Annotated in this window: 28 protein-coding genes; 12 read left to right on the plus strand and 16 right to left on the minus strand. The window is 54.2% G+C overall.

Translation table 11 applies throughout. The annotated features are described in order from the left end of the window. Nucleotide 1: 1 nt before the first annotated feature. Nucleotides 2-592: a toxin VasX gene (locus QN378_RS07710; protein ID WP_322201767.1), complete on the plus strand. Its 591-nt coding sequence runs from the start codon at nucleotides 2-4 to the stop codon at nucleotides 590-592. Nucleotides 593-621: 29 nt separating this feature from the next. Continuing rightward, entirely contained in the window at nucleotides 622-1,086 is a 465-nt protein-coding gene (locus QN378_RS07715; RefSeq protein WP_322201766.1) for a GNAT family N-acetyltransferase, read from the plus strand. Nucleotides 1,087-1,187: 101 nt separating this feature from the next. Here QN378_RS07715 and QN378_RS07720 read toward each other — a convergent pair whose 3' ends face one another. After that, nucleotides 1,188-2,183, minus strand: a complete 996-nt coding sequence (locus QN378_RS07720) for an alpha/beta hydrolase (protein WP_322201764.1) — start codon at nucleotides 2,181-2,183, stop codon at nucleotides 1,188-1,190. A 113-nt stretch (nucleotides 2,184-2,296) separates the two neighbouring features. Between QN378_RS07720 and QN378_RS07725 the strand changes: the two genes are divergently transcribed. From QN378_RS07725 to tsaA, 3 genes are all read left to right on the plus strand, one after another. After that, on the plus strand, nucleotides 2,297-3,007 hold the full coding sequence (locus QN378_RS07725) for an rRNA pseudouridine synthase (RefSeq protein WP_322201762.1): 711 nt from the start codon (nucleotides 2,297-2,299) through the stop codon (nucleotides 3,005-3,007). Between the two features lie 77 nt (nucleotides 3,008-3,084). After that, nucleotides 3,085-3,549, plus strand: coding sequence for a DUF1456 family protein (locus QN378_RS07730; protein ID WP_322168115.1), 465 nt, complete (start codon nucleotides 3,085-3,087; stop codon nucleotides 3,547-3,549). Nucleotides 3,550-3,575: 26 nt separating this feature from the next. Beyond that, on the plus strand, nucleotides 3,576-4,283 hold the full coding sequence (gene tsaA, locus QN378_RS07735; protein WP_322201761.1) for a tRNA (N6-threonylcarbamoyladenosine(37)-N6)-methyltransferase TrmO: 708 nt from the start codon (nucleotides 3,576-3,578) through the stop codon (nucleotides 4,281-4,283). 99 nt (nucleotides 4,284-4,382) lie between these two features. On the opposite strand, the gene fpr is transcribed toward tsaA, so the two are convergent. After that, a complete protein-coding gene (gene fpr / locus QN378_RS07740; RefSeq protein WP_322201759.1) occupies nucleotides 4,383-5,162 on the minus strand; it encodes a ferredoxin-NADP reductase in 780 nt (259 codons plus the stop codon). A 122-nt stretch (nucleotides 5,163-5,284) separates the two neighbouring features. Between fpr and QN378_RS07745 the strand changes: the two genes are divergently transcribed. Continuing rightward, a complete protein-coding gene (locus tag QN378_RS07745) occupies nucleotides 5,285-6,211 on the plus strand; it encodes a LysR family transcriptional regulator (RefSeq protein ID WP_322201757.1) in 927 nt (308 codons plus the stop codon). A 12-nt stretch (nucleotides 6,212-6,223) separates the two neighbouring features. Here QN378_RS07745 and QN378_RS07750 read toward each other — a convergent pair whose 3' ends face one another. Both QN378_RS07750 and erdR read right to left on the minus strand, forming a co-directional pair. Continuing rightward, nucleotides 6,224-6,589, minus strand: coding sequence for a diacylglycerol kinase (locus QN378_RS07750; protein ID WP_322201755.1), 366 nt, complete (start codon nucleotides 6,587-6,589; stop codon nucleotides 6,224-6,226). Nucleotides 6,590-6,670: 81 nt separating this feature from the next. Beyond that, nucleotides 6,671-7,321 carry a response regulator transcription factor ErdR gene (gene erdR / locus QN378_RS07755; protein WP_322201753.1) on the minus strand — a complete coding sequence of 217 codons (651 nt, stop codon included), beginning with the start codon at nucleotides 7,319-7,321 and terminating at the stop codon, nucleotides 6,671-6,673. Nucleotides 7,322-7,544: 223 nt separating this feature from the next. Here erdR and QN378_RS07760 point away from each other — a divergent pair, with 223 nt between their 5' ends. Further along, entirely contained in the window at nucleotides 7,545-8,480 is a 936-nt protein-coding gene (locus QN378_RS07760; protein ID WP_322201751.1) for a DMT family transporter, read from the plus strand. Between the two features lie 86 nt (nucleotides 8,481-8,566). Here QN378_RS07760 and QN378_RS07765 read toward each other — a convergent pair whose 3' ends face one another. Further along, nucleotides 8,567-9,277, minus strand: a complete 711-nt coding sequence (locus QN378_RS07765) for a tRNA-uridine aminocarboxypropyltransferase (RefSeq protein WP_322201749.1) — start codon at nucleotides 9,275-9,277, stop codon at nucleotides 8,567-8,569. 250 nt (nucleotides 9,278-9,527) lie between these two features. Between QN378_RS07765 and QN378_RS07770 the strand changes: the two genes are divergently transcribed. Both QN378_RS07770 and QN378_RS07775 read left to right on the plus strand, forming a co-directional pair. Beyond that, nucleotides 9,528-9,938: a quorum-sensing-regulated virulence factor family protein gene (locus QN378_RS07770; RefSeq protein ID WP_322201747.1), complete on the plus strand. Its 411-nt coding sequence runs from the start codon at nucleotides 9,528-9,530 to the stop codon at nucleotides 9,936-9,938. A gap of 205 nt (nucleotides 9,939-10,143) precedes the next feature. Further along, nucleotides 10,144-11,262, plus strand: coding sequence for an LOG family protein (locus tag QN378_RS07775; protein WP_323550702.1), 1,119 nt, complete (start codon nucleotides 10,144-10,146; stop codon nucleotides 11,260-11,262). A 12-nt stretch (nucleotides 11,263-11,274) separates the two neighbouring features. Here the strand turns inward: QN378_RS07775 and recX are convergent, their stop codons facing one another. From recX to QN378_RS07790, 3 genes are all read right to left on the minus strand, one after another. Then, nucleotides 11,275-11,742, minus strand: a complete 468-nt coding sequence (gene recX, locus QN378_RS07780) for a recombination regulator RecX (RefSeq protein ID WP_322201743.1) — start codon at nucleotides 11,740-11,742, stop codon at nucleotides 11,275-11,277. Nucleotides 11,743-11,754: 12 nt separating this feature from the next. Further along, on the minus strand, nucleotides 11,755-12,813 hold the full coding sequence (gene recA, locus QN378_RS07785) for a recombinase RecA (RefSeq protein ID WP_322168105.1): 1,059 nt from the start codon (nucleotides 12,811-12,813) through the stop codon (nucleotides 11,755-11,757). Nucleotides 12,814-12,915: 102 nt separating this feature from the next. Further along, a complete protein-coding gene (locus QN378_RS07790) occupies nucleotides 12,916-13,398 on the minus strand; it encodes a CinA family protein (RefSeq protein ID WP_322206829.1) in 483 nt (160 codons plus the stop codon). 516 nt (nucleotides 13,399-13,914) lie between these two features. Here QN378_RS07790 and mutS point away from each other — a divergent pair. Further along, nucleotides 13,915-16,482, plus strand: coding sequence for a DNA mismatch repair protein MutS (gene mutS, locus QN378_RS07795; protein WP_323550709.1), 2,568 nt, complete (start codon nucleotides 13,915-13,917; stop codon nucleotides 16,480-16,482). A 240-nt stretch (nucleotides 16,483-16,722) separates the two neighbouring features. Next, the gene (gene fdxA / locus QN378_RS07800; protein WP_322206827.1) at nucleotides 16,723-17,046 is read left to right on the plus strand and encodes a ferredoxin FdxA; all 324 of its coding nucleotides are present in this window, start codon (nucleotides 16,723-16,725) and stop codon (nucleotides 17,044-17,046) included. 538 nt (nucleotides 17,047-17,584) lie between these two features. On the opposite strand, the gene rpoS is transcribed toward fdxA, so the two are convergent. From rpoS to QN378_RS07840, 8 genes are all read right to left on the minus strand, one after another. Next, nucleotides 17,585-18,589, minus strand: a complete 1,005-nt coding sequence (gene rpoS, locus QN378_RS07805; RefSeq protein WP_322201741.1) for an RNA polymerase sigma factor RpoS — start codon at nucleotides 18,587-18,589, stop codon at nucleotides 17,585-17,587. A gap of 106 nt (nucleotides 18,590-18,695) precedes the next feature. Then, nucleotides 18,696-19,568 carry a peptidoglycan DD-metalloendopeptidase family protein gene (locus tag QN378_RS07810; protein ID WP_322201739.1) on the minus strand — a complete coding sequence of 291 codons (873 nt, stop codon included), beginning with the start codon at nucleotides 19,566-19,568 and terminating at the stop codon, nucleotides 18,696-18,698. Nucleotides 19,569-19,754: 186 nt separating this feature from the next. After that, a complete protein-coding gene (locus QN378_RS07815; protein WP_322201737.1) occupies nucleotides 19,755-20,390 on the minus strand; it encodes a protein-L-isoaspartate(D-aspartate) O-methyltransferase in 636 nt (211 codons plus the stop codon). A gap of 41 nt (nucleotides 20,391-20,431) precedes the next feature. Then, complete coding sequence (gene surE, locus QN378_RS07820; RefSeq protein ID WP_322201735.1) at nucleotides 20,432-21,181, minus strand: 5'/3'-nucleotidase SurE; 750 nt, start codon at nucleotides 21,179-21,181, stop codon at nucleotides 20,432-20,434. Continuing rightward, nucleotides 21,169-22,227 carry a tRNA pseudouridine(13) synthase TruD gene (truD, locus tag QN378_RS07825; protein WP_322201733.1) on the minus strand — a complete coding sequence of 353 codons (1,059 nt, stop codon included), beginning with the start codon at nucleotides 22,225-22,227 and terminating at the stop codon, nucleotides 21,169-21,171. The genes surE and truD overlap by 13 nt, the downstream gene beginning before the upstream one ends. Further along, a complete protein-coding gene (gene ispF / locus QN378_RS07830) occupies nucleotides 22,224-22,697 on the minus strand; it encodes a 2-C-methyl-D-erythritol 2,4-cyclodiphosphate synthase (protein WP_322201731.1) in 474 nt (157 codons plus the stop codon). Before ispF ends, truD begins: the two co-directional genes overlap by 4 nt. A gap of 52 nt (nucleotides 22,698-22,749) precedes the next feature. Then, the gene (gene fghA, locus QN378_RS07835) at nucleotides 22,750-23,595 is read right to left on the minus strand and encodes an S-formylglutathione hydrolase (protein WP_323550701.1); all 846 of its coding nucleotides are present in this window, start codon (nucleotides 23,593-23,595) and stop codon (nucleotides 22,750-22,752) included. An 84-nt stretch (nucleotides 23,596-23,679) separates the two neighbouring features. Beyond that, nucleotides 23,680-24,792 (minus strand): S-(hydroxymethyl)glutathione dehydrogenase/class III alcohol dehydrogenase, encoded by a 1,113-nt coding sequence (locus tag QN378_RS07840; protein ID WP_322201727.1) that lies wholly within the window; start codon nucleotides 24,790-24,792, stop codon nucleotides 23,680-23,682. 103 nt (nucleotides 24,793-24,895) lie between these two features. On the opposite strand from QN378_RS07840, the gene QN378_RS07845 reads away from it, so the two are divergent. Then, nucleotides 24,896-25,801 (plus strand): LysR substrate-binding domain-containing protein, encoded by a 906-nt coding sequence (locus tag QN378_RS07845; protein WP_322201725.1) that lies wholly within the window; start codon nucleotides 24,896-24,898, stop codon nucleotides 25,799-25,801. The last annotated feature ends 7 nt before the right edge of the window (nucleotides 25,802-25,808 follow it).

Consider the following 25,808-nt stretch of genomic DNA (forward strand, 5'->3'; position numbering starts at 1 on the left):
AATGACCGATTTCATGACCCCACGTGGTCACATGGCCAATCTGGTTGCCCTGTCCAAAAGCGCCACCCCCTTCGGCGAAATCGGCGTGTGTCCGCTGACGAAAACCACTATCCAACTGCTGCAGATGCGTTACGGTCTGGTCGAACCGGGCCTTGATCCTCGCGCTGATATGGCAATGCCCTACACGCTGCAAAGTCGACCACTGGGTTTGCAGATGCTGCGCGATGGCTTCTTGTACGTGATCGACAGCGCCACCGGTCTGTTGAGCGAATACACTGTCAAGGACGGCTCATTGGAGTATTGGCTGTTTACCGGTAAAGACATCAAGGAACATCGCACGCCGCTGGGTGACCCACCGGAAATGATTTTCTCCCGGCGCAGCGTGCTGCATGTGGCTTATGCGGAAACACAATGGGCGGTCGCCAAATGCCGGCAAGTGCTGGACAACGCCAGTGAGCGCGAGCACTTCATGCAGCGCGTCGACCTGACCCAGGCCAACAGCGAAAACATTGTCGCACCCCTGATCCATTCGAGGACACTAGAAGAACCACCCCGCCTCAGCTATCGACTTCAAGCGCTGTCGAATCATTGATCGACGCGCTGGCCTCAGGAGAAGGTTGTATGCGAAATCATTCTGTCATTCATACACCTAAGCAAAGCGACTACCCGGAACTTGCTCGCCTGTGGGAAGACTCGGTGCGAGCCACCCATGATTTCTTGCCCGACTCCTATATTTTGATGCTCAAGCGTCTGGTGCTTGACGAGTATCTGGATGCAGTGATGTTGATTTGCAGCAAAGATACTCAACAACGAATTACCGGTTTTGCCGGAATCGCCGCTGGCAAGGTCGAGATGCTGTTTATAGACCCCGAGTATCGGGGCCAAGGTATCGGAAAGCTGCTGTTAAATCACGCCATCGATCATTTTCATGCAGATAGACTGGACGTCAATGAACAGAATCATCAGGCACGGGGTTTCTATCTCAAACTGGGATTTGAAGTCATCGGTCGGGAGGAGCTTGATGGCATGGGCCAGCCTTATCCGTTGCTGCACATGCGTTTGAAATTGGTCGGAGGGAATCTGTAGCACCCAATTCATTCGTAAAGCGGTACACCGGCACAGTCCATCAAGCCATTCGCGAATGAATTCGTTCCGAATGAAATCCACAGAGGTGGAATTAAGTACTGTCAGTGAATCAGGCCATTAAGCAACGCTTTGTTAAACAGTGCTGGATCTTGAATTTGCGGTGAATGGCCCAAATCGGCGAACTCCACCAGCGTTGCGCGGGGTATGCGCTTGGCGACCGCTTTGCCCAATTGCGGATAGTTACCCAACGTGCTGCGCAACGGTTCGGGCGCAAGGTCTTTGCCGATGGCGGTGTTGTCTTTCTGGCCGATCAACAGCAGGGTCGGCATTGACAGTTTCTCGAACTCGTAAAACACCGGCTGATTGAAGATCATTACGTAGGTGCGTGCGGATGCCCGGGCAACCTCTTCGCGGCCGCTGCCGGTATACATGCCGGCTTGCATACTGACCCAGCGATCAAACTCGGGTCGCCACTGGTTCGCGTAATAGGTCGCTTGTTGGTATTTACGAATGGTTTGCGCAGTGGTTTTAAGATCACGGGCATACCACTGTTCGAACGTAATGGCCGGTACGCCTTTGGCTTTCCAATCTTCCAGGCCTAGCGGGTCGACCAGTATCAGTTGGTCCACCTGCTTCGAGTACGTCAGCGCAAAACGGGTGGCAAGCATACCGCCCATGGAATGCCCGACGACCGTGACGTGATCAATACCCAGACTGTTCAGCAACCGTCGCGTGTTTTGCGCCAGCTGTTCAAAGCTGTAGATGTAATGCTCAGGCTTGCTTGATCGGCAGAAGCCAATCTGATCAGGCGCCACCACTCGGTAACCGGCCTCACTCAACGGCTTGATCGCTGATTCCCATGTTGCACCGCAGAAGTTTTTTCCGTGCAATAGAACAACTGTTTTTCCGTTGCTCTTAGCTGACGGCTTGATGTCCATGTAGCCCATTTGGATACGTTGGCCTTGAGACTCGAACACATAGTTTTTCGCGGAGTAAGGATAATTAAACCCTTCTAGTTGTGGGCCGTAAGACGGCGCTTCGGCAGCGAAAAGCGGCAAACTGACGCTCATTATCATGAGGATAAACCATTTGCTCATGGGGCTGGACTCCAGAAAAAAAACGCTATCTCAAGGCATTTTCAATGTAGCCGCGATTAACCAGGCGGGCGCGGGTACAATACCCGCCTTTCCCCCTAGTACGGCTCTTTGTCATGACAGAACCCATTCGCCTCTCCAAACGCCTTGTCGAATTGTTCGGCTGCTCCCGCCGGGAGGCCGAACTGTTTATTGAAGGCGGTTGGGTCACGGTTGATGGCGAAGTCATTGAAGAGCCGCAATTCAAGGTCGATGCCCAGAAAATCGAACTGGACCCGCATGCCAAGGCGACTGCACCTGAGCCCGTCACTATTCTGCTGCATCAACCCGCGAGCTTTGATGCTGAAAGCGCGTTGCAGTTGATCAGCCCCGGCACACTGTCCGAAGAGCATCGCTACGGCAAGCGCCCACTCAAAGGGCACTTCATGCGTCTTTCGCCGATCTCCACCCTACAAGCCAATGCCAGTGGCTTGATGGTGTTCAGTCAGGATTGGAAGGTATTACGCAAGCTGACTGATGATCGCAGCAAGATCGAACAGGAATACGTAGTCGAGATTTCCGGCGACATGGTTGCCCATGGGCTTAATCGCCTTACTCATGGATTGACCTATAAGGGCAAGGATTTGCCAGCAGTCAAGGCCAGCTGGCAGAACGAGAACCGCCTGCGCTTTGCGATGAAGAACCCGCAGCCCGGCGTCATCGCCCAGCTATGCGAAGCCGTTGGTCTCAAAGTCGTCGCCATACGACGTATACGCATCGGCGGCGTCTCTATGGGCAAGCTGCCAGAAGGCCAGTGGCGTTACCTGTCCAGCAAGGAAAAATTCTAACCCTTCGCTGACCCACCTTTGAGTGGCGCCAGGATTTGCGTGCGCCGCTCACCCCGTCTTATCAGGACCCGAACACCATGATGAACAACGATGTACTGCGTAGCGTTCGCTATATGCTTGATATCAGCGATGGCAAAATCGTCGATATCGTCAAACTCGGCGGCTACGATGTCTCCAAAGCTGACGTAATCGCCTTCATGAAGAAGGACGAGGAAGAAGAAGGTTATCTGGATTGCAGCGATGAAATCATGGCGCACTTTCTGGACGGCTTGGTGGTCTTCAAACGTGGCAAAGATGACAGCCGCCCACCGCAAAAGATCGAAGTGCCGGTGACCAATAACACCGTCCTTAAAAAGCTGCGGGTTGCCTTCGAACTTAAAGAAGACGACATGCACGCGATCCTCAAAGCGTCAGAGTTTCCGGTCTCCAAACCAGAGCTGAGCGCCTTGTTCCGCAAGTTCGGCCACAGCAACTACCGCACCTGTGGCGACCAGTTGCTGCGTAATTTCCTCAAGGGCCTGACCCTGCGTATTCGCGGCTGATTCCTGCACCGAGGCCGATGGCGACCATGACTTACACCGTTTCGCCCATCGGCTTCATGCGTTCTTGTTTCAAAGAGAAGTTCGCCATCCCTCGCCAGCCGCAACTCGCGCCTGCCGCACGCGGCGTGCTGGAACTCATAGCACCGTTCAACCATGCCGACGCCGTGCAAGGGCTCGAACAAGTCAGCCATGTCTGGCTGCTATTTTTGTTTCATCAAGCGCTGGAAGAAAAACCTCGCCTGAAAGTCCGCCCGCCGCGCCTGGGTGGCAATCAATTCACGGGCGTCTTTGCCACACGGGCAACCCATCGTCCCAACGGAATTGGTCAGTCAGTGGTGAAGCTGGACAAAGTAGAACCCGGACGTCTCTGGGTCTCGGGCATCGACCTGTTGGATGGCACTCCGGTACTCGACGTCAAACCCTACGTGCCGTATGCCGACGTCGTCGAAGGCGCCTCAAACCGCATCGCCAGTGCGGCGCCGTTATTGATTCCAGTGAAATGGGAAGACAGCGCGCTGTTTCAAGCTCGTGAACACGCGTTACGCCTAGGTGAGCCATTGATCGAACTGATTGAACAGTGCCTGGCTCAAGACCCGCGCCCGGCTTATCAGATCCCTGCACCGGAGCGCCGCTACGGCACACAACTGTGGGACGTGGATGTTCGCTGGCATTATCCGCAGGCGGGGCTAATACATGTACTTGAGGTCGTACCCGCCGTAGCACAAACCTTGTAAGAGCCGACTTTTAAGCGGGGCGTCGGACCTGACACACTGCGTCAGGCCTGTCGCTAACAAGTTGATGCCTAATGAGAAAGTGCAATCTTAGACGGTAATCTATTTCTCGACGAAAGCGCGTTCGATTAAATAATCGCCTGGCTCACGCATCCGAGGAGAGACCTTGAGACCGAAGCTGTTTAGCACTTCGCTGGTCTCATCCAACATGCTCGGGCTACCGCACAACATCGCACGGTCGTCCTGAGGATTGATCGGCGGCAGACCGATGTCGCGAAACAACTTGCCGCTGCGCATCAAGTCGGTCAACCGGCCTTGGTTCTCAAACGGCTCGCGAGTGACGGTTGGGTAATAAATCAGCTTTTCACGCAGTGCTTCGCCGAAGAATTCGTTCTGTGGCAAATGCTCGGTGATGAACTCACGATAAGCAACTTCATTCACATAGCGTACGCCGTGGCATAGGATAACTTTCTCGAAACGCTCGTAGGTTTCTGGGTCCTGAATCACGCTCATGAACGGCGCGAGGCCAGTGCCTGTGCTGAGCAGATACAAATGTTTGCCCGGCTTGAGGTCGTCAAGCACCAGCGTGCCGGTAGGCTTTTTGCTGATGATGATCTCGTCGCCTTCCTTCAAGTGCTGCAACTGGGAGGTCAGCGGACCGTCTTGCACTTTGATGCTGAAGAATTCGAGATGCTCTTCCCAGTTCGGGCTAGCAATAGAGTAAGCACGCATGAGCGGGCGCCCGTTTGGCTGCTGCAGACCGATCATCACGAACTGACCGTTCTCAAAGCGCAGACCTGGATCACGGGTGCACTTGAAACTGAAGAGCGTGTCGTTCCAGTGATGGACGCTGAGGACGCGCTCGTGATTCATGTTGCTCATGTAAAGGTGGCTCCTGAAAGTTTCGCTTGCGCCATCGTTGAGCGCCATTGCGCGTCATTCTAGTAGCAAGCACAATATCTGTTAAACGAATTATTAAGATATAGGTTATCGGTTATATAGATATGCGATTTACTCTACGTCAACTTCAGATTTTCGTCGCCGTTGCCCAGCAAGAGAGCGTCTCGCGAGCTGCCGGCCTTTTAGCACTGTCGCAGTCGGCGGCCAGCACCTCGATCACAGAGCTAGAGCGCCAATCCAGCTGCCAACTGTTCGACCGCGCTGGCAAGCGCTTGAGCTTGAATGCAACCGGACGCCAGTTATTACCCCAAGCCGTTGCGTTGCTTGATCAGGCAAAGGAAATAGAAGACCTGCTCAACGGCAAATCCGGCTTTGGCTCCCTGTCGGTGGGTGCCACGCTGACCATTGGCAACTATCTAGCCACCCTGTTGATAGGTAGTTTCATGCAGCGTCACCCGGAGAGCCAAGTCAAACTGCATGTACAGAACACTGCGCACATTGTGCAGCAAGTGGCTCAATACGAAATTGATCTAGGTCTTATCGAGGGCGATTGCACACACCCAGACATCGAAGTGCAAAGCTGGGTCGAAGATGAACTAGTGGTGTTCTGCGCACCGCAGCACCCGCTGGCGAAACGCGGTCGCGCAACTTTGGAAGAACTTACTCAGGAAGCCTGGATTCTTCGTGAGCAGGGTTCGGGAACCCGGCTGACGTTCGACCAAGCCATGCGCCATCATCGCAATGCGTTAAATGTGCGGCTGGAGCTGGAGCATACCGAAGCCATCAAGCGCGCTGTAGAGTCAGGGTTAGGCATTGGCTGCATCTCGCGCTTGGCCCTGCGCGATGCTTTTCGCAGAGGCAGCCTGGTGGCGGTGGAAACCCCGGAGTTGGACCTGTCGCGGCAGTTCTATTTCATCTGGCACAAACAGAAATACCAGACGTCTGCCATCCGCGAGTTTCTCGACTTGTGCCGGGCATTCACCGCAGGCGTACAGCGCAGCGATGAAATCGTGCTGCCCAATATTGCCTAAGCTTTTAGGCCATCAATCCAGCAGAATCAGCGCCCATACCAGACCTATGATGCACAGCGCAACGAATTGCGCCGCGCTACCCATGTCTTTGGCGTTTTTCGACAAGGGATGTAGGTCCAACGAAATACGGTCAATCGCTGCCTCAATGGCTGAGTTGAGGAGCTCGACGATTAGCGCCAAGAGGCACACCGCTATTAACACCGCCCGCTCGACCCGGCTGACGTGAAATACAAACGACAGCGGGATAAGAATGACATTGAGCAGTACCAACTGGCGAAAGGCAGCTTCACCCTTGAAGGCTGCTTGCAAACCATCGAATGAGTAGCCCGTGGCGTTGAGAATTCGTTTCAGACCAGTTTGACCTTTGAAGGGCGACATAGATAACTACTGCTTGAAAAAAGACGCGAAAGCTAATTTAACAACGGTCAAAAAAGCGTGGATAACTAATCTTATAACCCATTAGTTTATAAGCGGAATCGATTCCATTTGCTGCAACAACAACGCCGCCTGAGTACGCGTTCGCACGTTGAGCTTTCGAAAAATTGCGGTGACATGCGCTTTAATCGTTGCTTCCGACACGCTGAGTTCGTAAGCAATTTGCTTGTTCAGCAGACCTTCGCAGACCATGGTCAGCACGCGAAATTGCTGTGGAGTCAGACTGGCCAACCCAGCGCTGGCTGCTTTGGCTTCGGGTGAGACGCTGATCGCTTCATTGACCTGAGGTGGCCACCAAACGTCACCCGCGAGCACCGTGCGCACCGCGTCTTGAATCGTTTCCAGAGAACTGGATTTGGGGATAAAGCCGCTGGCGCCAAACTCCCGTGAACGTACGACGATGGATGCCTCTTCTTGGGCCGAAACCATCACCACCGGAATTTGTGGGTACTGCCCACGCAACAGAACCAGCCCAGAAAATCCGTATGCACCCGGCATGTTCAAATCCAACAGCACCAGATCCCAATCACGCTTGTCCGCCAAATGGACTTCAAGTTCGGCAATGCTTTCCGCTTCGACCAACTTCACATCCGGACCAAGGCCCAGGCTCACAGCCTGGCGCAGTGCGCTGCGAAACAACGGATGGTCATCGGCAATCAGGATTTCGTATGTCATTTATAAATGATCCTGTTTTTAGGTGAGTGCTGAAGAATTCAGTCCTCACGAAGGCATCTAGTGATGCCAGCAAACTCACAGCGCCGACTTGGCACGGTTATCGCCAAGCCCAGACAATCGGCGTTCAAGCGTCATTGCGGCGACAAGGATGACGAGCGAAGTCGGGGTGGTCAAGTTCAACGCTTTCCGGCACAGTCTGCGACCCCCTGACCCGAGCACTATGATGCAAAAACAAGCCCTGCGTGCCGACCTTCTAATGCTCCTTACCGCGATGATTTGGGGATCGGGTTTTGTCGCTCAAACCTCAGGTATGGCCCATATCGGCCCCTATCTTTTTACCGGCTTGCGCTTTGCCTTGGGGTCATTGTGTTTGTTGCCGCTCATCCTGCGTCGGCCCTCAAGTGCCAAGGCGGCCAAGCCAGAACCCTTTATGACGCGTAATTTGTTACTCGGCGGACTGGTAATGGGCCTTGCGTTGGCGGCTGGCATCAATCTGCAGCAAGTTGGGCTGCTGTTTACCAGCGTAACCAATGCGGGATTCATTACCGGTCTTTACGTCATTGTAGTTCCGCTTCTGGGATTACTGATGGGACACAAGACTGGAATGGGCACTTGGTTGGGGGCAGGGATGGCCGTAGCGGGCATGTTTCTGCTCAGTGTCGGGGACAATTTCCATGTCGCGACCGGTGATTGGCTGCAATTGATCGGGGCATTTGTGTGGGGCGGGCACGTGATCCTGGTCAGCCTATTCGCCAGTCGCCACGACCCTATCCGCTTGGCGTTCCTGCAGTTCGTCACCTGCTCCGTCGTTAGTTTGATCATTGCCCTATTTTTTGAAGACATCCATATGCAATCCATCATCGCAGCTGGCCCCGCGTTACTTTACGGCGGAGTGGTCGCTGTAGGAGTCGGTTATACCCTTCAAGTGATTGCGCAAAAAAACGCTATAGCGTCTCACGCGGCGATCATTCTTTCTCTGGAAGCAGTTTTTGCCGCGATTGCCGGTGCACTGATGCTAAACGAATCGTTGCATCTGAAAGGTTATCTGGGCTGCGCATTAATGTTAACGGGAATGATACTGGCGCAGTTATGGCCCAAAAAACCTGAGCCATCCGTGAAAATGCTGCACCCTGCAATGGCGCGTGAGAGAAAAAATTAAGGGGCAAGCTTGTTCGGGCGCCGGCAAGCCTGAGACACCGCAGTGAGTTCTTCGTCAATACGTTGGCTACGGCCTGCTGGCATCGCTTACAGAAAAGCTTTCAGATAAGTATGCGGCCCGTCCTCCAGATCAACCGGGAGTAGATGTTTGGCCCCCATATAATGGGCGCTAAAAACATCAAGATAGGCATCCAACACACCGCCAGCCGCTTGGTCACCTGCCAGTTCCAGACATAGCGCCGCCACTTCAGCGGTGCAGAAGTGGTCATCACGGCGGGAACGACGCAGCCGATAGCGAGAGATCTGTTCCGGCTCCAGGCTAAGCACCGGTAAATGATCCAGATACGGGCTTTTGCGAAACATTTTGCGTGCTTCACTCCAAGTAGCATCCAGCAAGATGAACAGAGGACGCTTGCCTTTTTCAAGCTTCACCTGCGTCACCACCCGCTCCGGGGCAACGAATTCGCCGGGAAAAACGATGTAGGGCTGCCATTGCGGATCGCTGAGTAGCGCTGGCAACTCGGCATCAACCTCTGTCCGCGACCAGCCAAATGCATGTGTTTCCTCAATAACATCAGCGATCAACCAGCCTGTGTTGGTCGGCTTTAAAGGCTCGACGTCGTACATTAGCAGGCACATAGCTGATTTTGCTGCCGCCGTCGGGCGCCAAGCGCATAGGCAGTAGCTGGGGATTACCCGGCATCCAGGGCAACGTGGCGCTCTAGACCCCCTGGCTACAAAGGGTTTGACGGCGCGGGCCAAGCGTTGGGCACGAAGGCGGGAAACGGCATGACTCATCGGTATTTACGTCGCCAAATAGAGAACATTGACATAACAGAAACTCGTTGAATAAAAAAGTCGGTAGAGTTTATCAGAGCCACATGCGGCGCCCGCGGCGAGGTGACACTTTGTTTGCGCAGTCATTCATTTATACTGCCGCGCAATTACCGCCTGACATACGCCTTATTGGGTTGTAATGATCAGGCGTCCGGTGAACGCACGTTCTCGTCAATGGTCCAAGGGCCAGTCACTGAATCAGGAGAGTTCAATGCTTCGCCTCATCGTCCCCACCCTCACACTTTTGCTAATCGTACCCTTTGGCGCCCAAGCGGCCTCAAAACAGGATTACGAACTGAGCAAGATGCTGGAAAAAGTAGCGGCGCAGAGCAGCGTCGGTACGCCTCGGGCGATAAACGAAAATATCCTTGATCAGGGTTATACCGTCGAAGGAAGAGAACTCATCGACCACCTGAGCGTACTCGAAAGTCACGCCGTAGAGATGCGCGCAAACCCTGATGTCGTTCGCAATCAACTGGGCTCCAGTGTTTGCAACAATGAAGGTTTTCGCCAACTCATGGCCAAAGGTGCACTGCTTAAATATGAGTTCACTGAATACAAAACCAACCGTGCAGTCGCGACCCATGTATTCAAGGCGGCTGATTGCAAGATGAAGAAATAGTCATATTTAAACCTTCGAGCATTATCTCTAATCGTGTATGCGTGGAGACATTATCGTCGACACGCATTTCATTGACCTGCTATTTCCCCACCCCGCAATCAATAGGCATATTGCCGTAATCACTCGTTGCCAGTGTTGTCGATGTAAGCACAAGATCAATCAACATGTGGTCGACACCTAATGGTTCCGCCAAGGAGAACCTTGAATGCCCTATGAACCGAATGATCTTTTGTCGCGACATTTTCAGAGCGACGGTGTTGACCTCGTCAGCACGGTGGAAGATCAAATCCGTATGGTTGCTCCCAATAGCCCAAATCTTCCGCTTTATCGCGACATGATATTGACAGTCCTGCGCATGGCCCAAGACGATCGCAATCGCTGGAATGCCAAGATTACGCTGCAAGCAATACGCGAACTGGAAAATGCCTTCCGGGTATTAGAGCAATTTAAAGGACGCCGCAAAGTAACGGTCTTCGGCTCAGCGCGCACGCCTGTGGAACATCCACTTTATGCGCTGGCGCGGAAGCTCGGCGCCCTGTTGGCCCGTTCGGAGTTGATGGTCATTACCGGTGCTGGCGGCGGCATCATGGCGGCAGCCCACGAAGGCGCAGGTCTGGAATACAGCTTGGGGTTCAATATCACCCTACCTTTCGAACAACACGCCAACCCGACCGTGGACGGCACTGAGAACTTGTTGCCGTTCCACTTTTTCTTCACCCGTAAACTGTTTTTCGTCAAAGAGGCCGACGCGCTAGTATTGTGCCCGGGCGGCTTTGGCACACTGGATGAAGCCCTAGAAGTTTTGACGTTGATCCAGACCGGCAAGAGCCCTTTGGTTCCCATCGTGCTACTCGACACGCCGGGGGGTAACTTCTGGCAGGAAGCGCTTAACTTCATCAAAAACCAACTGGAAGCCAACCGCTATATCTTGCCGAGTGACATGAAATTGCTGCGACTGGTTTACAGCGCAGAAGAAGCGGTAGAAGAGATCAATGGCTTCTACAACAATTTCCACTCCAGCCGCTGGCTGAAAAAAAAGTTCGTCATCCGCATGCATCACCCACTCAACGAACAAGCCATTGACCACATACAAGCAACGTATGCTGACTTGTGCCTGAGTGAGAATTTCCACCAGCATGCGTATCTTGGGGAAGAGCACGACGAAGCACAGTTCAGCCACCTTGCCCGCCTGGCGTTTTCCTTCACCGGACGAAACAACGGACACCTGCGAGAGTTGGTCGATTACATCAATCTGCCTGAAAACTGGGCACTTGCCCCCTCGCAAAAGCAAACTCAGGCACGCAAGCCTCTGAAGGTCACGTAGCCTGCCTACCGCTTAATCATCGTCATGCCGGCCGCTCAACAAGCGGCCGATCAAATCCAGCGGGTAACCTCGGTAGCTTAGAAAGCGGCCTTGCTGAGCACGCTCGCGCATGTCTCTTGGCATTTGCCCGGAAAACTTGCGTTCCCAGGTTTCTTGCAGTTTTTCTTTCCAGTCAAAACCACATTCTTTCAATGCTTGTTCTATGTCCGCGCGCTGCAAGCCGCGCTGGCCCAGTTCTTCGCGTATACGCAAAGGACCATAGCCCGAGCGAGCACGGTAGGAGACGAAACTTTCGAGATAGCGAGATTCGGACAGCAATCCTTCTTCCGTAAGACGGTCAAGGGCTGGGTCGATTAATTCAAGAGGTGCGCCTCGCTGACGCAACTTGCGCGTCAGCTCGACCCGGCCATGCTCGCGACGTGCGAGCAGGTCCATTGCAGTACGCCGAATGGCGAGAGGCGTATCAAGCACTACAGCCATGGACGTTATCGATCAGATATCGACGTCAGCTTCAGCCAAATCGTCAGCAGGCACTCGGGAGCTTACTGCTTTTGTGTCAACGCCCGGTGTCAGCAACTTGTCACGGATCAGTTTCTCCAGCGTTGCGCCTACTTCCGGGTTGTCTGCCAAGAACTTGGCCGAGTTGGCCTTACCCTGACCGATCTTACTGCCCTGATAGCTGTACCAGGCACCGGATTTTTCGACGAAACCGTGAAGCACCGCCAAATCAATGATTTCGCCGTTAAGGTAAATACCCTTACCGTAGAGAATCTGGAACTCTGCCTGACGGAACGGTGGAGCCACCTTGTTTTTCACGACCTTGACGCGGGTTTCACTGCCGACGACTTCATCGCCTTCTTTTACCGCGCCAGTACGGCGGATATCCAGACGGACAGAAGCGTAGAACTTCAGTGCGTTACCGCCGGTAGTGGTTTCCGGACTGCCAAACATGACCCCGATTTTCATCCGAATCTGGTTGATGAAAATAACCAGACAGTTTGCGTTTTTGATGTTGCCGGTGATTTTTCGCAGCGCCTGAGACATCAAGCGTGCCTGTAGACCAACGTGCATATCACCCATTTCGCCTTCGATTTCGGCTTTAGGCACCAGTGCGGCCACGGAGTCGATCACGATGACGTCAATGGCGTTGGAACGCACCAACATGTCGGTGATTTCCAGCGCTTGCTCACCAGTATCCGGTTGCGAAACCAGCAGGTCGTCAACATTGACGCCCAATTTGCCAGCGTATTCAGGGTCCAGCGCGTGTTCGGCATCGACGAATGCACAGGTAGCGCCCATTTTCTGAGCCTGAGCAATAACCGAAAGCGTCAGCGTGGTTTTACCCGAAGACTCTGGACCGTAGATTTCAACGATCCGACCTTTTGGCAAGCCACCAATGCCCAGTGCGATATCAAGACCCAGAGAACCGGTGGAGATAGCAGGAATCGCCTGGCGGTCATGGTCGCCCATGCGCATTACGGCACCTTTGCCGAATTGACGCTCGATCTGACCCAAGGCCGCAGCCAAGGCTTTCTTCTTGTTCTCGTCCATTGAAGTCCTCTCGTATCAATAAGGCCTCGCGGCCACAATAACTGTATAAGTAGCCAGTATTATTCCACAGGGTTGAGCGCTCGCCTACCCCCGTTTTGGTATTTATCTGGCAGTACGTCGGATCAGCCCTTCTAGCGCGGCCTTCACCGTTTGTCGGCGAACCTCGTAGCGGTCACCTTCGAATTGGCGACGCTCAGAAACAACCTGTGTTCCTTCACCCCAAGCAAGCCATACGGTGCCCACCGGTTTGTCGTCCGACCCGCCATCAGGACCGGCAACTCCGCTGACAGCGACCGCAAAATATGCCTGACTTTTAGCCTGCGCCCCCGAAACCATGGCCTCGACCACCTCGCGACTGACAGCCCCTACCGAGGAAAACAGTTCAGTCGGCACATTCAGCTGGCGGATTTTCTGGGCATTGGAATAGGTGACATAACCCGCTTCAAACCAAGCTGAACTGCCCGGTATGCGAGTAATGGCCTCGGCAATCCCTCCACCGGTACACGACTCGGCAGTGGTCACTTGAGCCTTGAGCGATTGCAGGCGATTACCAAGTTCGGCGGCAAGTTGAGTAATTTCATCCACGGCGTTCTCCCACAGGTCTTGCATCAGACAGCACGTCAGGGCAGATACCGTACACGAGCATCTTTTAGGTGCAAGGGTCGCAACGCTGTTTTCGGAAAGCACTGCGAACCTTGCAACAAGAATTTAGCTCACTGGACAGGTTTCTTTTTTGACCGGCCGTCTAATGGTTTCGACCGTTGTCTCTCTCGGTCTTTTCTTTGCCTCGTCTACTGGAATAAAGCGGCCACTACCGGAATCCCGTCCTCGTTTATTTTTCATATTGAACGTCCTGTTCATCGTGTTTAAAGGAGATACCGCACTGCCAGCGTAGCTCTATCCGCCTAGCCGCCCAAGGTGAAGTCGTAACCGCGCTTTTCCCCGCCAGACTCTGCAACACAAGATGCTGCGTGGTAATCTTGCGCCCATCGCAGCAAGCAGCCGGGCAGTAGGATCTCATCACGCCGATGAACGTTCGCACGTGCCTTTCCTTGCCTCACACTTTTTAACGAATTCGCCTAAAACCCGATGAATAAAGCAATTACCGACCTTTCCTCGCACACCCCGATGATGCAGCAGTATTGGCGGCTGAAAAATCAGCACCCGGACCAGTTGATGTTCTATCGCATGGGCGACTTCTACGAAATATTCTACGAGGACGCGAAGAAGGCCTCGAAGCTGCTGGATATCACCCTGACGGCCCGAGGTCAGTCCGCAGGACAGGCGATTCCTATGTGTGGGATTCCCTATCACGCGGCTGAAGGGTATCTCGCCAAGCTGGTGAAGCTCGGGGAATCGGTGGTGATCTGTGAGCAGATCGGCGATCCCGCCACCAGCAAAGGCCCGGTGGACCGTCAAGTCGTGCGGATCATTACCCCCGGCACGGTCAGCGATGAAGCATTGCTCGACGAGCGTCGCGACAACTTGATTGCCGCCGTGTTAGGCGATGAACGCTTGTTTGGCTTGGCAGTTCTGGACATCACCAGCGGTAATTTCAGCGTCCTTGAAATCAAGGGCTGGGAAAATCTGCTGGCTGAGTTAGAACGGGTCAATCCGGTTGAACTGATGATCCCTGACGACTGGCCACAAGGCTTGCCAGCAGAAAAGCGTCGCGGCACACGGCGTCGCGCGCCGTGGGACTTCGAACGCGACTCTGCGTTAAAAGCCCTGTGCCAACAATTTTCTACACAAGACTTGAAAGGCTTCGGCTGCGAGAACCTGACGTTGGCCATAGGTGCCGCCGGCTGCCTGCTTGGTTATGCCAAAGAAACCCAACGCACCGCCTTGCCGCACTTGCGAAGCCTGCGTCATGAGCGCTTGGACGATACCGTGGTGCTTGATGGCGCTACACGGCGCAACCTTGAACTGGATACCAACTTGGCTGGCGGCCGCGACAACACGTTGCAATCTGTCGTAGACCGCTGCCAAACCGCTATGGGCAGCCGTTTACTCACGCGCTGGTTGAATAGGCCTTTGCGGGATCTGGCGGTATTGAAAGCTCGACAAAGCTCGATTGCCTGCTTGCTCGAACGTTATCGCTTCGAACACCTGCAGCCGCAATTAAAAGAAATTGGCGACATCGAACGAATTCTCGCGCGCATTGGCCTGCGCAACGCACGTCCGCGTGACTTGGCACGTTTGCGTGATGCTCTTACCGCACTCCCCGAATTGCAAATCGCGATGGTGGAACTGGAAGCGCCTCATATCCAGCAACTGGCGAAAACCACCAGCACCTACCCTGAGTTGGCGGACCTGTTACAGCGCGCGGTGATTGATAATCCACCCGCCGTGATCCGTGACGGCGGTGTGCTGAAAACCGGTTACGACGCTGAGTTGGACGATCTGCAATCCCTCAGCGAAAACGCCGGGCAGTTTTTGATCGATCTGGAGACCCGCGAAAAGGCCCGCACGGGCTTGGCCAATTTGAAAGTCGGCTACAACCGGATTCATGGTTATTTCATCGAGCTTCCGAGCAAGCAAGCCGAGCAGGCACCAGCTGACTATATTCGCCGTCAGACCCTCAAGGGGGCGGAGCGCTTCATTACTCCGGAATTAAAGGCGTTCGAGGACAAAGCACTGTCGGCCAAGAGCCGTGCGCTGGCCCGAGAGAAAATGCTTTACGAAGCGCTGCTCGAAGACCTGATTGGCCATTTGGCGCCGTTACAGGACACCGCAGCGGCCTTGGCAGAGCTGGATGTGCTCAACAACCTGGCCGAACGTGCGCTTCATCTGGACTTGAATTGCCCGCGCTTTGTTGATGAGCCGTGCATGCGCATTGAGCAGGGTCGGCATCCGGTGGTCGAGCAAGTCCTGACGACCCCTTTCGTCGCCAACGACCTTGCGCTCGACGACAACACTCGAATGTTGGTAATCACCGGCCCCAACATGGGCGGTAAGTCGACCTACATGCGCCAGACAGCGCTGATTGTGTTGTTAGCTCACATCGGCAGCTTCGTACCGGCCGCCCATTGCGAGTTGTCCCTGGTCGATCGAATTTTTACCCGAATCGGTTCCAGCGATGATCTCGCTGGCGGACGCTCGACCTTCATGGTGGAAATGAGCGAAACCGCGAATATCTTGCATAACGCCACAGACCGCAGTTTGGTGCTGATGGACGAAGTCGGCCGCGGCACCAGCACTTTCGACGGTCTTTCGTTGGCGTGGGCTGCGGCAGAATGTCTCGCACAACTGCGTGCTTACACATTGTTCGCTACCCACTATTTTGAGCTTACAGTACTGCCGGAAAGCGAACCGCTCGTTACCAACGTGCACCTCAATGCAACGGAGCACAACGAACGCATTGTTTTCTTGCACCGGGTATTGCCTGGCCCCGCCAGTCAGAGCTATGGCTTGGCCGTAGCCCAGCTGGCCGGGGTTCCGGCGAAGGTTATCATGCGCGCCAAGGAGCACTTGCTGCGATTGGAAACGACCAGTCTGCCCCATGAGGCCCCGCGGGCAGCACCTGGAAAACCGCCGATCCCACAGCAAAGCGATATGTTCGCCAGTCTGCCGCACCCTGTCTTGGAAGAACTCTCGAAAACCAAAATCGATGATCTGACACCCCGCCAGGCGCTAGAGTTGTTGTATTCCTTACAAACTCGTATCTAACGGGATTCGTTACAAGCTGTTAGAATCCCGCGCGGTTTGGGATGCTGCGGGTTTTTAGCCTGACTGCGCAGATCGTCCGAGCCAAGTGAGTACGTTGCGAACCAAAGCAGGTCAATACGTCGTGGTCTCTGAACGTCTGCCTGCCGACTGCAAATGTTTCACCCGGCCCGGGAGATTCCCCCGACCTTGGCAACCCTGCTGAAAGGGCTCTGCTACCGCCGCCTGAGGAGAGAACTAGAAATGACCTTCGTCGTCACCGACAACTGCATCAAGTGCAAGTACACCGACTGCGTAGAAGTGTGTCCGGTGGACTGCTTTTACGAAGGCCCGAATTTCCTGGTGATCCACCCGGATGAGTGCATCGATTGCGCACTCTGCGAGCCCGAATGCCCTGCCGTCGCCATTTTCTCAGAAGATGAAGTTCCTGAGGACATGAAGGAATTTATTCAGCTAAACGTAGAGTTAGCGGAAATCTGGCCAAATATCACCGAAAAGAAACAGGGCCTACCAGGCGCCGAAGACTTTGATGGCGTTAAAGGTAAGCTGAAGGATTTGGAACGCTAAGTTCCACTGGCTACTGAAAAGGCCCTGCGGGCCTTTTTTGTTTTAGCTTTTTAACGGGTAAAAAAAGGGGCGGGATAACCCGCCCACATTTTTTCCCTAGTCCTTTATACCCTTTTCATCATCCTGATGAATCGCATCCTGCGATGTCCATGACTGTCGTCCTTGACGGCCTGTGCCTGTCCGTTGGCACAGTTCTAATAATAGTGATTTAGGAGTGGAGAGCAACCCGCCAAATCTTTCAAAAAAATACGTGAAAAGTTAATGACTACTAAAAAAAGACATAAAATCAGTTAGTTATAATATTTATAAGGCATCATACGGCCGAATTTACACCTAAAAACCACGATTACTTACAATACGAATAAGCAAAGGCTTACATTGAAAAGTACCACTTTACTTGGCACAACCGTTCTAACTACCGATAAGAAAGCTGATCAAGACTCACCTACTAACGATTTCTAGCCGCATACAAAAACCCCGAACCAGTCGGGGAGTTTGTATGAACGACATCAGCATGCTTGGATGAGGCGAAACTCTGTTATCGAAACAAAGACTCGCTCGACAGACCGTTTTTTTCAAGGATCTCGCGCAAACGTTTAAGCCCTTCGACCTGAATCTGCCTGACCCGTTCTCGCGTCAAACCTATCTCAAGACCCACATCTTCCAGCGTGCTGCTTTCATGTCCTCTTAGACCGAAACGCCGCACGACGACTTCACGCTGCTTGTCAGTCAACTCAGAAAGCCACTGATCGATGCTTTGTGAAAGATCATCGTCTTGGAGCAATTCACAAGGGTCGGTTGGTCGGTCATCGGTCAGCGTGTCAAGCAGCGTCTTATCCGAGTCCGGGCCGAGCGAAACATCCACCGAGGAGACCCGCTCATTAAGCCCAAGCATTCGTTTGACTTCGCATACCGGCTTTTCGAGCAAATTTGCGATTTCTTCAGGAGAGGGTTCATGATCTAGCTTTTGAGTCAGTTCGCGAGCGGCTCGCAGGTATACGTTGAGCTCTTTAACCACATGAATCGGTAACCTGATCGTACGGGTCTGATTCATGATGGCGCGCTCAATGGTCTGACGAATCCACCATGTCGCGTACGTTGAGAAGCGAAAACCGCGCTCTGGATCAAATTTTTCGACTGCCCGGATCAAACCCAGGTTGCCTTCTTCAATCAGATCTAGCAATGAAAGACCGCGATTGACATAACGCCTGGCAATCTTTACCACCAGCCGCAAATTACTTTCAATCATTCGTTTACGCCCCGCAGGATCACCGCTCTGCGATAAACGCGCAAAGTGAACTTCCTCCTCGGGCGAAAGCAAGGGAGAGAACCCTATTTCATTGAGGTACAACTGGGTAGCGTCGAGCGCACGTGTGTAATCAATGTACTTGTGCTGCTTGAGCGTTGTGGAGTTTTTGGCTCGGGCGCGAACGGGAGGTGACGCAGCTTCCTCGTTCGGCGATAAGTCCAAAACGATGCCAGGCTCCATAAGGAGTACCTCATCATCGATGTCAAACTCCGGCGCTTCTTTGTTGAGAGCCATTGTTATAGTCCTTTGGTGAGTTCGACCTCAAGCTCTAGCGGCGCCTTATCTTCCTTGGCAACGCTTGAGCCTGTTCCCTCTACGCAAGAAACAGGCTGGCAACCGATCAACGGTGTGGCAGAAATTCCAAAGGATCTACCGGCTTACCCTGGCGGCGAATCTCAAAATGCAGCTTCACCCGGTCAGTCCCAGTTGAACCCATCTCGGCAATTGTCTGCCCGACCTTGACCTGCTCCCCCTCCCGAACCAACAGCCTACGGTTATGACCATAAGCACTGACGTAGGTATCGCTGTGTTTGATGATTATTAATTCGCCGTAGCCCCGCAAGCCACTCCCGGCGTAAACAACCGAACCATCAGACGCAGCTAAAACAGGCTGTCCCAAATCTCCAGCGATATCAATTCCTTTATTCAAACTACCGTTTGAAGAAAATTTACCAATCAGAATGCCATTAGAAGGCCATGCCCAGCCACTCACTGCATGCCCCACAGACTGAATCGGTGTTGTCGCAGGAGTGCTTTCTTTCAACGGGAGAACTACCGGCACAACACCAACCGAGCGAGAAAGCACAGTCGTTTTAAACGACCCTGACGGTCCAGAGCCTGTCGTGGAGGCGCCCATCTGCGATCTAACTGCTGGTAAGGCTACAACGGGACCCGAGCTTGAGCGGCCATCAAAACGAATGGCTTGGCCCGGATGGATGGTGTACGGCGCTGGTATCTGATTCCGTTCAGCCAACGCTTTCCAATCCCATCCGTATCGAAATGCAATGGAAAACAGCGTATCGCTTCGCCGCACTACATATTGACCAGTTGTAACCGCCTGTCGCTGAGGCGCAGCTTTATTGCGATCAAATACCGGCGCACCGCCCGGCGATCTACTGGAGCAGCCAACAAGCAAGCAACCAAGGACAAGGCCAATCACCAAACGCTGAATGCTAGTTGTAGAAAGTCGCTGCTGAATGACTGTGAGACGCACCCGCCACTCCTTTACTGTGACTGAATTAAAGTTGCCTATTGTGCCGTAATAACGGCTGGCAGCTAATACTTAACTGTTTGCAAAACCGTGCTTTACACCACCAAATGAAGATACTGCATTAACCCGACCTTCGAGCTGTATGACCTGTATCGCTGTCCAGAATTCACTAAAAGGCTAAACGAGCCTTCATGCGAGGGGACCGTTGAGCAACGGTACGAACCTTACAGCACCAAGTACATGCCGGGAAAAACCATTTTCTTCACGAATGATCAGCATCAACTGCTGGACCTCTCCAGAGCCGACGGGAATGACCAGTCGTCCGCCGGGGGCCAATTGATCGAGCAGTGCTTGGGGAACATCGGTTGCGACTGCGGTCACGATAATTCCGTTGTAAGGCGCCAACGCGGGCCAGCCTTCCCAACCGTCCCCCCAACGAAACACAACGTTGCGCAAGTTAAGCTCGATCAGTCGTTCTTTCGCACGATCCTGCAACACCTTGATGCGCTCGACTGAAAATACCCGCTCGACTAACTGCGACAACACTGCCGTCTGGTAGCCAGAACCAGTGCCAATCTCAAGCACTTTGTCCAACGGGCCCGCAGCCAACAGCAGCTCGCTCATGCGCGCAACCATGTAGGGCTGTGAAATAGTCTGGTTATGCCCAATGGGCAACGCGGTATCTTCATAAGCACGGTGCGCCAGCGCTTCATCGACAAACAGATGCCGGGGCGTATTACGGATCACTTCCAACACCTGAGCGTTGGAAAGCCCCTCTTCATAAAGGCGCTGGATCAAACGTTCGCGAGTGCGCTGGGAGGTCATGCCAATCCCTCTTCGTAACAAGCTATCTTGCTCACGCGACATCAACGCAGCCCCTCTAGCCAGCCATTGAGACTGGTAAAACCATCCGGATAAGTACGATCCAGCTGTAACGGGGTAATAGATACATAACCTTGCATGACAGCATGAAAATCAGTCCCCGGACCACCGTCTTCGGCGTCTCCTGCCGCGGCGATCCAATACCCGACGCGACCACGCGGATCGACCACCTTGACCGGCGCCGCAGCCCGAGAACGATGCCCTAACCGAGTCAATTGAATACCGCGAATATGTTCAAGCGGTAGGTTCGGAATATTGACGTTCAGTACCGTGCGCGGTGGCAGATCAAGCTGTTCGTGGGCTTCGACCAGAAGGCGTGCGAAGTGCGCAGCGGTCGGCAAGTTATCCACTTGACGCGATAGCAACGAAAATGCAAACGATGGACGCTTAAGAAAACGCCCCTCCAAAGCCGCCGCCACGGTGCCGGAATACAGCACATCGTCCCCCAGATTCGCACCGAGATTAATCCCGGAAACAACCATGTCCGGTTGGCTCTCCAACAACCCATTGAGCCCAAGGTGCACACAATCGGTAGGCGTTCCGTTTACGCTGATGAAGCCATTGGGCAACGTATGAGGATGAAGCGGACGGTCAAGCGTCAGCGAACTGCTTGCGCCGCTTTTGTCTTGGTCAGGGGCAATGACTACGCACTCGCGATAGTCCGCCAGCGCAGCATGAAGCGCAGCAATACCGGGCGCAGTTACCCCATCATCGTTAGAAATCAGAATACGCATGAGCTGTCCGTTAGCCCCACCGGAACCAGGTTGACGAGTTCGCGCACCAGTACGGTGGCGAAGCATCCGGCCGGCAGGACGAATTCCAGTTGCAGAATGTCAGGTTCAGGATAATGCCACGTCAACCCGCCAATGGGCAGTCGCAGGATACGACGCTCGTGTTCCATGCCCGCTTTGACCAGCCAGTCGCGCAAGTCAGATTCGCTCGCCGCAATTGATTGCTCCAAGACACCCGTGACGCCAGTCGCGGGCGAGTCGCCCTCACCCCATTGCGGCCCCGTCGGGTGCAGGTCGAGAATCGCCAGACGCGGATCGCTGCACTCCGCTTCGCCAGCAGGAAAAAAACTGCGGCTGTCGGTAAACGCCAGTAGATCGCCGACTTGTGCTCGCTGCCAACTGCCGTCAGCCACGCGGGCCGCCAGCACCCTGTTAAACAGATAACTGCGCGCCGTGGAAAGCAATCGAGAACGAACTGCGCGCTGTTCAGGCAAAGCCTTACGCGCCGCAAAATCGCGGGCCTCCCCAAGATTGCCGCCATCCCAACCGAAACGCTGGGCGCCGAAGTAATTCGGAACGCCATGACGAGCGATCAACTCAAGCCGAGCCTGCAATGCCGCATGATCGCCATGCAGCTGGGTCAGACGCAAGGTAAAGCCATTGGCGGCGTGAGCCCCGCGCTGCAGCTTGCGCTTATGGCGACTCATTTTCAGAATTTTCAGCGTACCGTCCTGGGCCGTCGAAAGATCGGGGTCAGCCTTGCCGGGCAACTGCACGCTGAACCACTGTCGGGTCAACGCCTGTCGATCCTTCAAACCGGCATAGCTGACAGTCCGCAACGGAACACCGGCAGCACGCGCCAAACGGCGAGCAGCTTCTTCGGTGTTTAGTCCGCGCTTTTCAACCCACAACCATAAGTGTTCGCCATCGCCCGTCAAGGGAATATCCAGCACTTCGTCGACCTGAAAATCTTCGGCTGTGGCTTTGAGCACTGCAGTGCCTAACGCATCGCCATAAGCACGAGGGCCGAGCAGTTCGAATTCAGTCATGCCCAGAGCAACAAGGCGACGGCGTGAACCGCAATACCTTCTTCGCGGCCTACGAAGCCGAGCTTTTCGGTGGTGGTAGCTTTAACGTTCACTTGATCCAACTCAACCTGAAGATCCGCAGCAATCAGCGCGCGCATCGATTCAATATGCGGGGCCATTTTCGGCGCCTGGGCGACAATGGTGGCGTCAACATTACCGACTTTCCAGCCCTTTTTTTTGACCAACTCCATCACACGACGCAGCAGCGCGCGGCTGTCAGCGCCCTTGAATTGCGGGTCCGTGTCCGGGAAGTGTTTGCCAATATCGCCTAATGCTGCCGCCCCGAGCAATGCATCGCTGAGCGCATGCAACAGCACATCGCCATCGGAATGAGCGAGCAACCCGAATCCGTGCGCGATCCGCACGCCGCCCAAGGTAATGAAATCGCCTTCGGCAAACCGGTGCACATCATAGCCGTGGCCAATACGCATAAAAAAACGCCCCGAAAAAGTCAGGGCGTGATTCTACCTACTTTGTTGCACATTAACCGCTTAGAGCGACCGCATGATGCCGCAGGTGGTCCTCAATGAAGCTCGCAATGAAAAAATAGCTGTGATCGTAGCCAGGCTGCATGCGCACCGTAAGCGGATGCTCTGCAGATTTTGCAGCTTGGATTAACCCTTCCGGCTTGAGTTGAAGGGCAAGAAAATCATCACGATCGCCCTGATCGACGAGGATGGGCAGTTTTTCAACCGCCTCGGCGATTAGCGCGCAGGCATCCCATTCACGCCAGCGAGACCGCTCTTCCCCCAAGTAACGAGAGAACGCTTTCTGACCCCAAGGACAATCCATCGGGTTGCTGATTGGAGAAAACGCCGACACTGACTTATAACGCCCCGGATTGCGTAAAGCACACACCAGTGCGCCGTGGCCGCCCATCGAGTGACCGCTAATGCCACGCAGACCCGAGGCCGGAAAATGCGACTCGACCAATACGGGTAACTCGTTCACTACATAATCATGCATGCGGTAGTGCTTGGCCCACGGCTGCTGAGTCGCGTTCAAGTAGAAACCCGCACCGAGACCGAAATCCCACGCACCGTCCGGATCGCCCGGTACGTTGGGGCCACGCGGACTGGTATCGGGCGCCACAATAATCAAACCCAACTCGGCCGCGATCCGCAGCGCGCCTGCTTTGTGCATGAAGTTTTCATCGGTGCAGGTCAATCCGGACAACCAATAGACCACCGGCAGCTTGCCGCCCAGTTCCGCTTGCGGGGGCAAATAAACGGCAAACACCATGTCGCAACCGAGCACATCAGAGTGATGCTTGTAGCGCTTATGCCAGCCGCCGAAGCTTTTCTGGCAGGAAATATTTTCTAGGGACAAGGGGGATTCTCCCAGCGGTAAGCTTCAAGCGGTAAGCTGCAAGAGATGATGCGCAGTGCTCTTACTTGAGGCTTGTAGCTGCTATTAGAAATGTATGACGGTACGGATGCTTTTACCTTCATGCATCAGGTCGAACGCCTTGTTGATGTCTTCCAGGCCCATGGTGTGAGTGATGAACGTATCCAGCGGGATTTCGCCGCTTTGCGCCATTGCCACGTAGCTTGGCAGCTCAGTTCGGCCGCGCACGCCGCCAAACGCCGAACCGCGCCAGACGCGTCCGGTAACCAGTTGGAAAGGACGCGTGGAGATTTCCTGACCAGCACCCGCAACACCAATAATCACCGACTCACCCCAACCTTTGTGGCAGCACTCAAGGGCTGCACGCATCAGTTGCACGTTACCAATGCATTCGAAAGAGAAATCCACACCGCCATCGGTCAAATCAACAATCACTTCCTGAATAGGCCGGTCGTAGTCTTTAGGGTTGATGCAATCGGTGGCACCCAATTGTTTGGCGATGTCGAATTTCTCCGGATTGATATCGATGGCGATAATCCGTCCCGCCTTGGCCTTTACTGCGCCAATCAGGGCTGACAGACCAATGCCGCCCAGACCAAAAATCGCCACGGTGTCGCCTGGTTTGACCTTGGCAGTGTTGATCACCGCCCCGATTCCGGTAGTAACCCCGCAGCCGAGCAGGCAGACTTTTTCCAGTGGTGCGTCTTTGGAAATCTTGGCGACCGATATTTCCGGCAGCACGGTGTATTCGGAGAAGGTCGACGTGCCCATGTAATGGAAAATCGTCTGCCCTTTGTAGGAAAAGCGCGACGTACCATCCGGCATCAAACCCTTGCCTTGAGTGCCGCGGATGGCTTGGCACAGGTTGGTCTTGCCTGACAGGCAGTACTTACATTTTCGACACTCAGGGGTGTACAGCGGAATAACGTGATCGCCGACCGCAACTGAAGTCACGCCTTCGCCAATGGCTTCAACAATTGCACCGCCTTCGTGGCCGAGAATCGATGGAAATATGCCTTCCGGGTCCGCGCCCGACAAGGTATAGGCGTCCGTATGGCACACGCCGGAAGCGACGACCCGCAGCAACACTTCGCCAGCCTTGGGCATTGCAACATCGACTTCGACGATTTCTAGCGGTTTCTTGGCTTCAAAAGCAACGGCGGCGCGTGACTTGATCATCATTTTTCTCCATCGAGTAAATACAGGTGGTCAGTGTAATACAGTGCCGTTTGGAGAATAATCAGACCAAAAGCAAAACATTATTGCTGGGCAGGGATAATCGATGGTTGCAAACCGCTGGGAAGGATTGGATGAGTTCGTCGCAGTCGCCGAATGCGGGCAGTTCACCGCTGCTGCAGAACGCATGGGCGTTTCGTCTTCGCACATCAGTCGGCAAATCGTCCGGCTTGAGGAAAGGCTACAAACACGCCTGCTCTACCGCAGCACTCGACGTGTCACCCTGACCGAAGCCGGGCAAACGTTTTTGCAACATTGTCAGCGCCTGCAAGACGGGCGCGAGGAAGCATTGCGGGCGGTCGGCGATTTAGCGAGCGAACCCAAAGGGTTGCTGCGCATGACTTGCGCGGTGGCCTATGGCGAGCGCTTCATCGCACCGTTGGTGACTGTATTCATGGGACTGTACCCGCAACTTCGGGTTGATATCGAGCTGAGTAACCGCAGCCTTGATCTGGTTCACGAAGGTCTTGACCTGGCCGTTCGCCTCGGCCGCCTGCAAGATTCGCGACTGGTTGCCACCCGCTTGGCGCCGCGCCGCATGTACCTGTGCGCTTCGCCGTCTTACCTTGAACGTTATGGGCGACCGCATAGCTTGTCCGAGCTTAGTCGGCACAATTGCCTGATCGGCAGCACCGACACTTGGTTGCTACAGCAGAACGGGCGGGAATTTTCGCAACGGGTTCAGGGCAACTGGCGCTGCAATAGCGGCCAAGCCGTGCTCGATGCGGCAATACAAGGGATCGGACTGTGTCAGTTGCCAGACTATTACGTGCTTGAACACCTAAATAGCGGCGCACTCATTTCGCTGCTGGATGCTCATCAACCGCCGAATACCGCCGTCTGGGCGCTGTATCCACAGCAGCGCCACCTGTCACCCAAGGTGAGAAAACTGGTCGAGCATCTCAAGGCCGGGTTGGCCCTGAGAAAGGAGTATTGCGCTGATCACATTTAGCGACCGA

The organism is Pseudomonas sp. 10S5 (genome assembly GCF_035019745.1).
Lineage (GTDB): Bacteria > Pseudomonadota > Gammaproteobacteria > Pseudomonadales > Pseudomonadaceae > Aquipseudomonas.

Excerpts from the sequence above, each read along its gene's own strand:
- QN378_RS07710 (WP_322201767.1), top strand. The coding sequence starts at position 2 with ATGACCGATTTCATGACCCCACGTGGTCACATGGCCAATCTGGTTGCC.
- QN378_RS07715 (WP_322201766.1), top strand. The coding sequence starts at position 622 with ATGCGAAATCATTCTGTCATTCATACACCTAAGCAAAGCGACTACCCG.
- QN378_RS07720 (WP_322201764.1), bottom strand. The coding sequence starts at position 2,183 with ATGAGCAAATGGTTTATCCTCATGATAATGAGCGTCAGTTTGCCGCTT.
- QN378_RS07725 (WP_322201762.1), top strand. The coding sequence starts at position 2,297 with ATGACAGAACCCATTCGCCTCTCCAAACGCCTTGTCGAATTGTTCGGC.
- QN378_RS07730 (WP_322168115.1), top strand. The coding sequence starts at position 3,085 with ATGATGAACAACGATGTACTGCGTAGCGTTCGCTATATGCTTGATATC.
- tsaA (WP_322201761.1), top strand. The coding sequence starts at position 3,576 with ATGACTTACACCGTTTCGCCCATCGGCTTCATGCGTTCTTGTTTCAAA.
- fpr (WP_322201759.1), bottom strand. The coding sequence starts at position 5,162 with ATGAGCAACATGAATCACGAGCGCGTCCTCAGCGTCCATCACTGGAAC.
- QN378_RS07745 (WP_322201757.1), top strand. The coding sequence starts at position 5,285 with ATGCGATTTACTCTACGTCAACTTCAGATTTTCGTCGCCGTTGCCCAG.
- QN378_RS07750 (WP_322201755.1), bottom strand. The coding sequence starts at position 6,589 with ATGTCGCCCTTCAAAGGTCAAACTGGTCTGAAACGAATTCTCAACGCC.
- erdR (WP_322201753.1), bottom strand. The coding sequence starts at position 7,321 with ATGACATACGAAATCCTGATTGCCGATGACCATCCGTTGTTTCGCAGC.
- QN378_RS07760 (WP_322201751.1), top strand. The coding sequence starts at position 7,545 with ATGCAAAAACAAGCCCTGCGTGCCGACCTTCTAATGCTCCTTACCGCG.
- QN378_RS07765 (WP_322201749.1), bottom strand. The coding sequence starts at position 9,277 with ATGAGTCATGCCGTTTCCCGCCTTCGTGCCCAACGCTTGGCCCGCGCC.
- QN378_RS07770 (WP_322201747.1), top strand. The coding sequence starts at position 9,528 with ATGCTTCGCCTCATCGTCCCCACCCTCACACTTTTGCTAATCGTACCC.
- QN378_RS07775 (WP_323550702.1), top strand. The coding sequence starts at position 10,144 with ATGCCCTATGAACCGAATGATCTTTTGTCGCGACATTTTCAGAGCGAC.
- recX (WP_322201743.1), bottom strand. The coding sequence starts at position 11,742 with ATGGCTGTAGTGCTTGATACGCCTCTCGCCATTCGGCGTACTGCAATG.
- recA (WP_322168105.1), bottom strand. The coding sequence starts at position 12,813 with ATGGACGAGAACAAGAAGAAAGCCTTGGCTGCGGCCTTGGGTCAGATC.
- fdxA (WP_322206827.1), top strand. The coding sequence starts at position 16,723 with ATGACCTTCGTCGTCACCGACAACTGCATCAAGTGCAAGTACACCGAC.
- rpoS (WP_322201741.1), bottom strand. The coding sequence starts at position 18,589 with ATGGCTCTCAACAAAGAAGCGCCGGAGTTTGACATCGATGATGAGGTA.
- QN378_RS07815 (WP_322201737.1), bottom strand. The coding sequence starts at position 20,390 with ATGACCTCCCAGCGCACTCGCGAACGTTTGATCCAGCGCCTTTATGAA.
- surE (WP_322201735.1), bottom strand. The coding sequence starts at position 21,181 with ATGCGTATTCTGATTTCTAACGATGATGGGGTAACTGCGCCCGGTATT.
- truD (WP_322201733.1), bottom strand. The coding sequence starts at position 22,227 with ATGACTGAATTCGAACTGCTCGGCCCTCGTGCTTATGGCGATGCGTTA.
- ispF (WP_322201731.1), bottom strand. The coding sequence starts at position 22,697 with ATGCGTATTGGCCACGGCTATGATGTGCACCGGTTTGCCGAAGGCGAT.
- QN378_RS07840 (WP_322201727.1), bottom strand. The coding sequence starts at position 24,792 with ATGATCAAGTCACGCGCCGCCGTTGCTTTTGAAGCCAAGAAACCGCTA.
- QN378_RS07845 (WP_322201725.1), top strand. The coding sequence starts at position 24,896 with ATGGTTGCAAACCGCTGGGAAGGATTGGATGAGTTCGTCGCAGTCGCC.